The organism is Vibrio sp. 10N.222.52.C12, assembly GCF_041474215.1.
Classification (GTDB): Bacteria; Pseudomonadota; Gammaproteobacteria; order Enterobacterales; family Vibrionaceae; genus Vibrio; species Vibrio crassostreae_C.
In genome coordinates, this window is record NZ_JBFRTR010000141.1 from 1 (window position 1) to 11377 (window position 11377).

At 40.9% G+C, this 11377-nt stretch carries 12 protein-coding genes; 7 read left to right on the forward strand and 5 right to left on the reverse strand.

Features of this window, described 5'->3' with window-relative positions:
* The first annotated feature begins 86 nt into the window (after positions 1-86).
* Together AB4623_RS21380 and AB4623_RS21385 are read left to right on the forward strand one after the other, a co-directional pair.
* On the forward strand, positions 87-1700 hold the full coding sequence (locus AB4623_RS21380) for a diacylglycerol kinase family protein (RefSeq protein ID WP_372147345.1): 1614 nt from the start codon (positions 87-89) through the stop codon (positions 1698-1700).
* Positions 1701-1741: 41 nt separating this feature from the next.
* Entirely contained in the window at positions 1742-2659 is a 918-nt protein-coding gene (locus AB4623_RS21385) for a mechanosensitive ion channel family protein (RefSeq protein ID WP_017065202.1), read from the forward strand.
* Between the two features lie 188 nt (positions 2660-2847).
* Here AB4623_RS21385 and AB4623_RS21390 read toward each other — a convergent pair whose 3' ends face one another.
* Positions 2848-3258 carry a hypothetical protein gene (locus tag AB4623_RS21390; RefSeq protein ID WP_010431943.1) on the reverse strand — a complete coding sequence of 137 codons (411 nt, stop codon included), beginning with the start codon at positions 3256-3258 and terminating at the stop codon, positions 2848-2850.
* A 107-nt stretch (positions 3259-3365) separates the two neighbouring features.
* Positions 3366-3794 carry a DUF2383 domain-containing protein gene (locus AB4623_RS21395; RefSeq protein WP_010431941.1) on the reverse strand — a complete coding sequence of 143 codons (429 nt, stop codon included), beginning with the start codon at positions 3792-3794 and terminating at the stop codon, positions 3366-3368.
* Between the two features lie 296 nt (positions 3795-4090).
* Here AB4623_RS21395 and AB4623_RS21400 point away from each other — a divergent pair, with 296 nt between their 5' ends.
* The 4 genes from AB4623_RS21400 (at position 4091) to AB4623_RS21415 (ending at position 6218) form a co-directional block, all read left to right on the forward strand.
* On the forward strand, positions 4091-4339 hold the full coding sequence (locus AB4623_RS21400; RefSeq protein ID WP_010431939.1) for a hypothetical protein: 249 nt from the start codon (positions 4091-4093) through the stop codon (positions 4337-4339).
* A gap of 35 nt (positions 4340-4374) precedes the next feature.
* Positions 4375-4863 carry a hypothetical protein gene (locus AB4623_RS21405; protein WP_010431936.1) on the forward strand — a complete coding sequence of 163 codons (489 nt, stop codon included), beginning with the start codon at positions 4375-4377 and terminating at the stop codon, positions 4861-4863.
* A complete protein-coding gene (locus AB4623_RS21410; protein WP_016795981.1) occupies positions 4850-5062 on the forward strand; it encodes a hypothetical protein in 213 nt (70 codons plus the stop codon). The genes AB4623_RS21405 and AB4623_RS21410 overlap by 14 nt, the downstream gene beginning before the upstream one ends.
* Before the next feature lie 100 nt (positions 5063-5162).
* Positions 5163-6218 (forward strand): AI-2E family transporter, encoded by a 1056-nt coding sequence (locus AB4623_RS21415; RefSeq protein WP_010431932.1) that lies wholly within the window; start codon positions 5163-5165, stop codon positions 6216-6218.
* Positions 6219-6637: 419 nt separating this feature from the next.
* Here AB4623_RS21415 and AB4623_RS21420 read toward each other — a convergent pair whose 3' ends face one another.
* From AB4623_RS21420 to AB4623_RS21430, 3 genes are all read right to left on the reverse strand, one after another.
* Entirely contained in the window at positions 6638-7267 is a 630-nt protein-coding gene (locus AB4623_RS21420) for a bifunctional 4-hydroxy-2-oxoglutarate aldolase/2-dehydro-3-deoxy-phosphogluconate aldolase (RefSeq protein WP_372147346.1), read from the reverse strand.
* Between the two features lie 17 nt (positions 7268-7284).
* Positions 7285-8253 carry a sugar kinase gene (locus AB4623_RS21425; protein WP_372147347.1) on the reverse strand — a complete coding sequence of 323 codons (969 nt, stop codon included), beginning with the start codon at positions 8251-8253 and terminating at the stop codon, positions 7285-7287.
* A 113-nt stretch (positions 8254-8366) separates the two neighbouring features.
* The gene (locus AB4623_RS21430; RefSeq protein WP_372147348.1) at positions 8367-9800 is read right to left on the reverse strand and encodes a PTS transporter subunit EIIC; all 1434 of its coding nucleotides are present in this window, start codon (positions 9798-9800) and stop codon (positions 8367-8369) included.
* Between the two features lie 260 nt (positions 9801-10060).
* Between AB4623_RS21430 and AB4623_RS21435 the strand changes: the two genes are divergently transcribed.
* The gene (locus tag AB4623_RS21435; protein WP_004732372.1) at positions 10061-11260 is read left to right on the forward strand and encodes an enolase C-terminal domain-like protein; all 1200 of its coding nucleotides are present in this window, start codon (positions 10061-10063) and stop codon (positions 11258-11260) included.
* Positions 11261-11377 lie beyond the last annotated feature (117 nt).

Consider the following 11377-nt stretch of genomic DNA (forward strand, 5'->3'; position numbering starts at 1 on the left):
TTCTTGAGCCCTTCTTTTATTTAATTTAGAGATAGATAAATTTACGGATAAATATATTTAAATTCACGGATAAATTAAGGCGTAACATGTTTATTATTAAATATTATATGCTTCTTGCTATAGCTTGTTTTTTTGCTGCTGCTCTTATACCACAGCTAATAATCCGTGGTGTTTTTGCCTGGTGTAGTTTGTCGATGTTCATCGTTAGTGTTGCCTACATCTTCGATATGCCGTCAATATTTAGGAAGACTAGCGATGGGAAAATAGTGTGGTGGATTAGATGGATCTTCATTCCATTCTTCTTAGGTGTTCGACTGTACAATACATGGGCAATTAAAAGAGATAAAGTTGAACCAATACAGAAGGTTGGAAAAGGTTTATATGTATCTCGTCGTTTGTTCCCTTCAGATTTATCGTTCTTAGAATCTCAAAACATCCATTGTATTGTAGATGTTACAGCTGAGTTTTCTGGTTTAGAAAGTGCAATGACCGGTGATCAATTTCGCTATTTAAACACCCCGGTTCTTGATCATAAAGTCCCTAAAACGCATAATCTTAAACATGCTATAAATTGGATCGATACCCAAATCAATCAATCTAGATCGGTTGTTGTGCATTGTGCTCTCGGTCGAGGACGTTCTGTCTTTGTCGTAGCTGCCTACCTTTTAGCAAAAAATTCGTCACTTACTGTAGAGCAGGTCTTGAAAAGTATTAACGACGTGCGAAGTACAGCCCAATTGAACCATCTACAACTAAAAACACTTCAAGCAATCAGTGATAAAGGTTTGCTCACTCTTGGCCATAAAGCTTGCCTTATTGCCAACCCTGTTGCAGGTGGTGGTAAATGGTTGGCGAATGAACAACAGGTTATTCGTGAACTTACGAGAAAGTACAGTTTAGATATTTTTCTTACTAGCCAAGAAGTATCAGCAGAAATATTAGCTAAGCAGGCCAAAGACCGGAATACTGCGCATATTATCGTTGCAGGTGGCGATGGGACGGTTAGTGAAGTCGCAAGGCAAGTTAGGAAGACTGATACACAACTCGGGATTATACCTTTGGGTACCGCGAACGCTCTATGTCATATGCTTTATGGATTGACCTCGAAAATATCGCCTGTTGAAAAAGCGTGTGAGGCTATTTTATCTGGCAACTCAAAAAGAATCGATCTGGCGTTCTGTAATCAACAACCAATATTACTGCTTCTTGGTATTGGGTTTGAAGAACAGATGATCGATTACGCACATCGAGAACAAAAAAATGAAAAAGGACAATTCGCGTATTTGACTGGGTTCTTCAATGCAGTAATCACCGACGATAATCAACACTTTCAAATTTCAATCGATGACCAACCATCACAAAGTATGAAATTACAAAGTTTGGTCGTGGCGAACTCTTCCCCTTTTAGTACTGTGCTTGCTCAAGGGGGACAGCCTCCTAGGCCGGATGATGGGAAGCTGCATATTACCTATTTGGAAAACACAAATTCACTTAGTAAACGAGCTATCGCTCTATCTGATCTGTTGTTATCGAGTCTCGGAGCGAAAGAACAAGCTAGTTACTTTACTTATGCTTCGGCACAGCTCGTTAAAATTGATTCTGACCGACCTATTTCATACGTGATTGATGGAGAGACGTATTCGGCTGATTCGCTGGAGATAAGTATTGATAAGCAAGCCTTAACGGTTTGTATTCCATGAATGTATTGAATAATCCGCATATTGAATAAGAAGGAGACACCATGGACATGAATCTCTCTTTTAACTTAGAGAAGTTTCAGCATCTGATAGAGGGTAAGTTAGAGCATTGGTTAGTTGAAGCAATTAAACTTATCCCTAACCTGATTGTTGCTTTTGTTACGTTTCTTATTTTTATCTTTGTTGCCAACATAAGCGGTAAGTTGTTTAAAAGATTGAGCAATAGAGTTGTCGACTCTCAAGAAGTCATTAACTTACTGGCTTCTATTGTTAAGGTTACCATTGTTACTATTGGATTTTTTGTCGCGTTAGATTTTGTTGGGCTCCAAGGTACGGTTACATCGTTGCTTGCCGGTGCCGGTATTCTAGGTTTAGCTATCGGTTTTGCTTTTCAAGATATGACTGAGAACCTCATTTCAGGTATTACAATGAGTATTCGTAAACCTTTTAAAATTGGCGATGTTGTTGGTTCCAACGATGTCATGGGTACCATAGTCAAAATAAACTTACGAAATACACTGGTTGAAACGTTCTCTGGTCAACACGTCATGATTCCCAATAAGATGGTTTTCCGAAATATTTTGACGAACTACAGTCGAAAAGGACGAAGAAGGGTCGAGATCCCTGTGGGGATTTCCTACGCAGACTGTCCCAAAAGAGCCGCTGAGGTGATAACCAAAGCGATAAACCAAAAGTCTTATGTTAGTCGGAAAGAAGATACGACGGTTTACGCTTCAAGCTTTTCTGATAGTAGCGTTAACTTATTGGTTTGGTTTTGGATTGAGTACCCAGGAGGTTTTGGTTATATGGACGCAAAGCACGACGGTATTATAGCGGTTAAAGAGTCATTATCAGAGGCTGGAATGACAATACCGTTTCCGATTAGAACACTTGATTTTGATCCCAAAGGCGGTAAAAGTCTGTCTAGAATGATGACTGGGGCTGTCGATGACGCTTCCTAGAATAACATAGCGGTCCCTCTCGTAAAAAAGCGTCAAGGCAATATGCCTCGACGCTTTTTATTTTGAGTGATGTCAGAATTAGATCAGAATTAAACCTAGATTATTCCCACTGTTTAATGATTGTGTTGTAGGCTTTGATTCTCTTCTCAAGTTAATTAATCGTATCTATTTTAGATGGGTTATATCTGTTACAAATGCTTTGCTATCTCATCATTTTCAACTTGCAACGCCGCAACCCAATAGGAGAAAAAAGCAGACATATGTTGATTGTTAAACTTTCTAATAGTGTTTTTGAGGTAAGAAATTAGGCTTAAATTACTCTGGTACATATCGTTATAACTAACAATTAACGCAGGGGGCTGACTCAATATGTCATTGTCATTAACTTCATTGTTAATGCAGAACTTGGTGTTTACTTCGTTTATTAATGAACGTTCAACTTTTATAAATCGATTTGCAGCTCTTGCAATGTTCCCATGTGCTTTCTGTTCAATTAGGTCAACACATGAGAAGTAGTGATCTTTCAATGTACATAGTATTTTTTCTATGCCTTTATAGTGAATTACCTCAAGGGGATCATTGTCCTTTTTAAACAACATATCATTACTCCTTTTTATCTCAGTAGTATTTATAATTTCAGTTGATTTATAATAATTAAAATAAGCCTTTTCTTTGATTCTGATTTCCAACCATCATTCGCTAATAACTAATTCTGACGCATGTTGTGTATTTGGTCTCGACATGATTCCATTTCATTTTTTACCACTTTTAATCTTCTTCTCCCTTCTAAATCAGGGTTAGTTTCTAGCAGTGATTCAATGTCGGAAATGATCTTTGTCTCGACACCTTCTAGGTGCTTTAAATAGAGCTCTTGATTGTTTTTACCTTTTGTATCTTCCGCTTCAATACAGCGCTCTCTGGCATTTATCGTATAACTAGCGGGTATCTGTTCTTGATGTATTTTTGAGTAGTAAGTTAAAGATTGTAACTTTAACTCTGCACATTTCTTTACCGTGTAGATATCAAAAAGATTTTTTGCCATCTTTTCACTTCTTATGTTGGATATCGCTTTTTCGTAAATAATATTTCCACTTTTTATCAGGTTAACAATAGATAATATACTTTGGTTTCTCATGAATCCTCATTTGGTTCTAAGCTGTATTTGGTTTATTGCATTTTTTATGCCAATTAATAACCCTATATTCAGCTTGTTTCGTCTAAGGTTTTACTTTGTTTTTGTAAAAAATACATTAATAGATGTTTTCTAGTGAAATTATTACATTGATTAATGCCATTTATTAATGATATGGGAGCTTATCTTCAATTATTCTGGTACTTGTGAAAGTTGGCACGATGCTAGCATTGATTATTAAAGTAGCTAGAGATTAATATTATTCTCTGGCTTATGATAATCAAATAAGGAGAAAACTTATGCCAAAGTCAAACGCTAAAAATTCAGAAGCCAAACAACAAATTGAAGAAACTTATGAAAAAGCTGAAGAGGCCGCAGTAGAAGTTATCGAAAATGTGAAAGAGGCGGTCCATGAAACTCTCGAGGCCAGCTCTGAAAGTGTGAAGAACACGTCTGAGAAAGCGGAAAACATCATTAAAGAGCGTCCATTATTGAGTGTTGGCTGTGCGTTTCTCGCTGGTTGGGCTGTCTCGAAGTTAATCAAATAGCCATATATCAACATCGCAATTGAGAGAGCACCGTTATGCAGGTAAATAGTCAAAATGATCCAGTAAACTCTGCCAATGATAAATCGAGCGATCGTAAGGTGGATGATCTTAAACGTTCTGCTTCTGAGTTAAATGGATTGTGGAAAGACTTAGCTATATTACAGACACATACCCAGCAATGGTCTCAATCGACCTTAGAGCTTTTCTTATTGGAGTTTCGCAATAGTGTTGATGCATTTAAAAAGCGTCTTGTGTTTCAGCTCCTCTTTGTTGCGTTGTTACCGCTGTTTCTTTTTAGTATCGCCGTCGGTGCTGGAGTAGTGATCTACTACTTCACTTTGAATCTGTTAGCGGGTTACGGCGCGTTTATATTCACACTCGGTTTGATTCTAATATGCTTGGTACTTCGTTCTAGTTACTTAAAGCAATTTATAGGTTTTGAATGTACGAAAGAGCAATTGAAGGAGGGGTTACATGTCAGCACTCAAGAATCGACAAAGACAGATTCAAATGAAAAGACTTGAGGGGAGAAGTAGAGCTCGTCAAGTTGCACTTTGTATGGGACTTATTCGTCACAAAGGAAAAGAGTTTGTTCACAAGTACCCCTTGTATGCTCTTGGCATCACAGGCCTTGGTGTTGTAATTTTGAATCGAACTCATCGTTTTAAATCGTCTGTTTTTGGTTATAAACAGCTATCGCTAATACTTAATTTACTTAAGTAACCATCATTTTTAATTCAAGTTAGTGTTGGCTGACGGTATCGAGTGCCTGATTCAAATTGACGAAGCCTCAAAAACAAAACCTCCTATTCATAGGAATAAAATGACATCAAAAAAATACAGTATTCTTAGACAACGAAGTGTGTTGCAAACTAGTTTTATGCTCCTTGCTGTTCTCATGATGTCTATTTTTACATTACATATCGCCAAGCCATTTTTGTTGCCAATCATCTTTGGTGCTTTTATTTCTTTGCTATGTAGCCCTCTAGTTAACTACCTTACTCGCTTCGGTATCCCTCGAGTCATTAACGTAATGGCTGTACTTATTGGTTTTATTGGCTTTGTTGTGATTAGTTTGAATATGTTGAGTGAGCCCGCTCAGCAATGGTGGTCAAAATTACCAATGTTGGTTGAGAATGTATCTAATGAAGTGAGTGAGGTTACTCAAAACAGTCGCTTAACTGACGCCACCGGGTTCTCCATGAGTAGTACTGTTACCAATGATGGGCTTACCAATAACACGGCTTTTTCCATTATAGAATCAGTGCTTACGACAACACCAACCATTGTTACTCAGTTGTTGGTTGCGTTTCTTATGGCGTATTTCATGATGAATTACGGTCGAAAAATTTATTCTCAAAGCTTATCTCTTTTTGAATGCTTTTCAGATAAGCGTAGGGCTGTTGAATTGGTTAAAGTTGTTCAAAAGGATTTGTCTCGTTACATAGGCGCCATCACCATCATTAATGTTTGCTTAGGACTCACTGTTGGCTTTGCTTTTTATATGATGGGATTGCAAGACCCTTTCCTTTGGGGCGCTTTTGCAGGCTTAATGAATTTTATCCCCTATCTTGGCCCGATGGTTTCAGTTACGTGCTTTGCTTTAGTCTCTTTTATACAGTTTGAGTCGTTTAGCTACGCATTGACGGTCGCTGCGATCTTCCTGGCGATTAATTTGATAGAAAGCCAATTGGTTACTCCTACATTACTGGGGAAAAGGTTTAGTCTCAATCCGCTGATTTTATTTGTATGGCTTGTATTTTGGGGTTGGCTATGGGGCTCTATGGGAATGCTAGTAGGGGTCCCATTACTTGTCTGTGTGAATGTATTTTTTGAACAGTTAAGACATCCAAGGTTGAATGCTCATAAAGGTCAGTAGAGCAGAAGTAAGCCTTGATAACCACTCAGCGTCACTTCTTTCTGTGAGTGTTAGTTCTGTTGCTTTATGACTCCTTTTTGGACAGCTGGCTGAGGTTAAACTCTGTGTGAGATCAAACTAGTATCGCTATAGGCTTCAAAAGCAATAGTTGCTGGTTCTATTTCACTTAGAAAGGTTAAGAGTCGGTTGCGACGAAGCGCCTCCACCTCACAACGGTTATGTGCGATAGCATAGAAGCAATGTTTACCTAGGTCGATACCTAAAGTATGGATAGAAGATATTTGGTTCACCTCACTCTGAGAGCCGACTCTAAGCTTAAGGGCTTGAGAGTGAGGCGGATCATATAATTAAGCCTCACCAAAGTGCTGTGGCTTTATTGTTAGAAATTAAACAGGCTCTGTTTACCTGAATGACATAGACTAGTGATTCACTTGCTCGACAATCTCGCGTGTTAAGCGGGCAATCTCATCCCACTCTCCATTTTCAACGAGTTTCTTGTCGACCATCCATGTACCACCGCAGGCTAATACTTGAGGCACTGCTAAGTAGTTATCGATGTTTGATGGCGTGATACCGCCTGTAGGCATGAGTCGAATATCGCCGTATGGGCCAACGAGCGATTTCACCATGCTGATGCCGCCAGATGCTTCTGCTGGGAAGAACTTCAAGGTTGTTAGGCCCATCTCTAATGCCGCTTCAACGGTGCTTGGATTGTTCACACCTGGAATGATATCGATGCCGATCTCTTGGCATGCTTTAACTGTGTTCGGGTTAAAGCCCGGTGATACCACAAACGTTGCGCCCGCTTCTTTTGCTGCGAGTGCTTGCTTATGGTTCAAGATGGTGCCCGCGCCGATCAGCATGTCAGGCTGTGCTTGGCGAAGCAGTCGGATAGCTTCAACAGCGGCGTCTGAACGGAACGTAATTTCAGCGGCGGGAAGCCCATTCTCAGCCAATACTTTGCCTAGAGGGATAATATCCTCTGCGTTATCAATGGCGATAACAGGGATAACTTTAAGTGCGTTTAGCTGTTCGTTAATTGTAGACATGGGTTTACTTCTTAATATCAGTTTGAAAGAGTGTCGGTGATGGATTTTGGGATGATTGCGCCATTATGTTGAATCACCAATCTGGCTAATGCATTACCTTGATGGCAGGCTTCTTCAATAGAACCTTCAGCGAGATAGCAAGATAAGAAACCGCCGTTAAAAGAGTCGCCAGCAGAGGTGCTATCAACCACAGTCTCGACAGGTGTCGTTGTGATTTTTACTGGCTCATTTGCGGGGTTTTCGCTGATCAAGCAGCCTTCAGCACCAAGCTTGACAACAACGGTTTTGACACCGAGCGTATGCAGCCTTGTTATGGTGTCTTGTGGCGTTTGATCGCTCCACAACAGTTGTTCATCATCGAATGTGACTAGGGCTATATCGGTCGTTTTATAGCCTAATAGATAGCATTCTTTAGTTGCGGCCTCTGAGCTCCACAACTTTGGTCGATAGTTACTATCAAAGGCGATGGTAACGCCATGTTCACGTAGGCCTTCGATGATAGTGAGTAACTTTAACTGATCGCTGTGTGGCAATATCGCGAGGGAAATACCACTCAGAAACACCATATCAACATCGTGAAGTTGGTTGGCTATCTTATCGAAATCGGGGTGCTGTACCATGTAGCGAGCCGCCGAATCGTTGCGCCAGTATAGGAAGGTGCGCTCACCAACATCGTCGAGTTGAATGAGATAGAGCCCGGGTGAACGCTGCTCGTCAATAAGCACGAATTCGGTTGATAGTCCTTCATCTTGCCATCGGTTAAGCATCTCTTGGCTGATAGCGTCAGAGCCAAGCGCCGAGACATAGCTAGTTCGCATCGCTGGATTCGCAGTGTTATTGCAGTTCATGGGGTTGCTAACCGCAGCGCTGCGGTTCAAGTAGATTGCCGCGTTTAATGTGTCTCCACCATAGCTTTGATGCATGTCGCCAAATGGAGCCCCATTCAGTTCAATCATGCACTCACCGATGATTGCGATGTGGGTCATAATATAGCCTTAGAAAGGAAAGGTTGGGTTTGTTCGTATTGAGGAAAGCATGACCATAATGAGATATGGTCATGCTTTTTCGATTCTAATCTTACGGGAGTGAGACTAGCCGATTACTTGTTGTCTAGTTTTACGAACAACATCGTTAGGACGAAAGACAGTGCAAATACACCCACCACGCCCATCAGTGCTTGAATGAAGTTTTGCGTACCGCCTGCAAGGTAAGCTGGCAAGCTGAATACAGAAGAAAGAATGTAGCTTGTTAAGTGCGTATCGATTGTTACCGAGATAGCACCGAACAAGCCTGCAGCCAAGCTCGCGGTCATCATCGCTTTGGTGTATTTCGTGAGTACACCAAATAGAGCCGGTTCCGTGATGCCTAAGATAGCGGTAACACTTGAGCCCATCGTAATTGAAGATTGCTCTTTAGAAACCGTTTTACGTTGCTTGTGCCAGATAGCCATTGTCGCGCCAGCAATTGCCATGTTACCCAAACACATGATTGGCATAAGTAGATCCTTACCATACAGTGCAAAGTTGTTCAGGCTGATTGGCGTCATGCTGTGGTGGATACCAAATACGATGGTGATCGGGCGAGTTAGACCAAACACAAAGCCTGTTAACGTCGGAGAGATTTCCAGTAGTGAGCTCATCACCCAACCTGCGCCATTACTTAGCCAGATACCAGCAGGGCCAACAAATGATAGCGTGATGGTCGAAGTTACCGTAAAGGCAAGCAGTGGTGTAAATACAGGCTTCGCAGAAGAAGGAACTAGGCGGTCAACTAACGGAGTCACTTTAGACAATAACCAGATTGCTAGAATCGCAGGAACAATCGCGCCGCCGTAGTTGAGCAGCTCAATAGGAACCACGCCAAGAACGGTCAGCTCCGGAGCAGCGCCTGCGTCTTTTAGCATTGTTGCTTTATCAACAAGCAGAGGCGCTAGCATTGCTGAAGAGACAGCAAGCGCAATGTATTCGTTTACTTTGAATACCTTAGCGGCAGAGAAAGAAACCAGCATAGGTAAGAAGAAGAACACAGCAACAGAGATCGAGCGGAAGAAATAAACTGTGTCTGAGGTTTCAGAGATAACATTGGTTGCAATAAGACCAGACAACAGGCCCATCAACATACCCGCGCCAGCGATTGCGGGTACAACCGGACCAAAGATGCCTGCGACAATACGCATCACGCTTTGGAACAGCTTGCCTTTCTCTAGTTCATCAGCCGGATTAGCGTCAGCTTGTTGAGTGTTTGATAGCGCGTTGAACCACTTCTCGACCTCAACACCGATGATGACTTGAGTTTGGCCTTGTTGAAGTACCACACCTTTCACATCTGCGATCTGCTTGATTGCTTCTTCGTCTACCAGCGACTCGTCTGCTAATTTGAATCTCAGCCTTGTCATACAGTGCGTGATACTCACGATATTGTCTTCACCACCAAGTGCAGTGATTAATAACTGTATATTTTCTTTGAAATTTTTCTTCTTCGATGATGACTTCGAGTTATTAATAACGGCATCACTTTTTTCTACCATTTGCATACTACACCTGTTATTGGAATATATTTAACTCGAGCAATCATAACGACAACCAATTTAAATCCAACGGAGTAAAAAGAGATCTCAATCACACTTAAAATCCGAAAAATTATTTTTTCACCGTTTTTGGCCAATTGGTATGTTTTGGTTATCAAAAAAAATCACTTAACGTACCAATTATTTTTACGCAAAATTAGCGCTTGAAATGTGGTTTTTAAAGCGGTTAGATAATAGGAGTTGACTTAAGTTTAGGTTATTTAATTGTGAAAGAAACTATTATATCTGATATCCATTGTATTATTACTAAACCAGACAGACACAACCTCATTACCGTGGTAGTTGAAACGAATGAAGGCGTGACAGGGTTTGGTTGTGCGACATTCCAACAAAGACCGCTTGCTGTAAAAACAATGGTCGATGAATATTTAAAACCTATTCTTATTGGTAAAAACGCCAATAATATTGAAGACTTATGGCAAATGATGATGGTCAACGCTTATTGGCGAAATGGCCCTGTTATCAATAATGCAATTTCCGGTGTTGATATGGCACTGTGGGATATTAAAGCCAAATTGGCGGGTATGCCGTTACACCAGTTATTTGGTGGTAAGTCTCGTGATGCTATTCCTGTATACACACACGCGACGAGCGACACGATGGAAGGGATTTATGAGCTGGTGGAATCTTTCCTAGACAAAGGCTACAAGCACATTCGTTGTCAGCTTGGTTTCTATGGCGGCGTTCCAACGGATTTGCATACCACTCAAAACCCGACTGAAGGTTCGTACTACGACCAAGATCAGTACATGGACAATACTCTAACGATGTTTAAGTCGCTGAGAGAGAAATATGGTAACCAATTCCATATTCTTCATGATGTTCATGAGCGCCTATTCCCGAACCAAGCGATACAATTTGCGAAGGAAGTCGAGCAATATAAGCCGTATTTCATTGAAGATATTCTGCCGCCAAATCAAACGGAATGGTTGGATAATATTCGCAGCCAGAGCTCAGTTTCATTAGGTTTAGGGGAGTTATTTAATAACCCTGAAGAGTGGAAATCATTGATTGCTAACCGCCGCATTGATTTCATTCGTTGCCATGTTTCACAGATTGGTGGTATTACCCCAGCTCTGAAACTCGGCCATCTATGTCAGAACTTCGGTGTTCGTATTGCATGGCATTGCCCGCCAGATATGACGCCAATTGGCGCAGCGGTAAACACGCATTTGAATGTGCATTTACACAATGCTGCCATTCAAGAACATGTCGAGTACAACGAGAATACACACAAGGTATTCCCGAACGCTGCAGAGCCAATTAATGGCTACTTATACGCTTCTGAAATCGCAGGTATTGGTGTTGAAATCGACCGAGAGGTTGCAGCCGAGTTCCCTGTTATGTATCGCCCCCACGAGTGGACTCAAAGTCGCCTTCCTGATGGCGCGATTCATACCCCTTAACTCGTATTTTTAATATCAAATGGTCGCTATAAGCGGCCATTTTCTTATTTAATATACTTACCAGATATTACGTATTATCTGGTAAGTATATTTCTAGTATCATTAAATTAATAATAT